Here is a 271-nt window from a genome sequence, read left to right as displayed (position 1 = left end):
GTAGATCGTGTCTTAACCAAATACTGCTGACTCCACCTGGTGATACAAAGAAACCTTGCTTTTTAAGTTCATTACTTACTCTAAGCTGCCCCAAAGTAGGGTTCTCAATGGCTATATCAACAACAGCTTTTTAAATAACTTCAGCTACACGATTCTTTAATACTGGCTTTCTTCTGGAGATTTCCTGTAATGCTAATTCACCTCCTTGCTCATACAGTTCTTAGAATCGATAAAAACGGTCTCGGGAATAGCCCATTACTTTACAGGCTTT

The 271-nt window shown here is 38.7% G+C and carries 1 pseudogene; it reads right to left on the bottom strand.

Going from position 1 to position 271, the window contains the following annotated elements:
- Positions 1-271, bottom strand: a pseudogene (locus tag GNY06_RS01405) (helix-turn-helix domain-containing protein); the annotation flags it as partial.

Origin of the sequence: Elizabethkingia argenteiflava, assembly GCF_009904105.1 — a bacterium.
GTDB classification, from domain to species: Bacteria; Bacteroidota; Bacteroidia; order Flavobacteriales; family Weeksellaceae; genus Elizabethkingia; species Elizabethkingia argenteiflava.
Note: the sequence above shows the minus strand (reverse complement) of the source record. Positions and strands in the feature narration are given on the sequence as shown.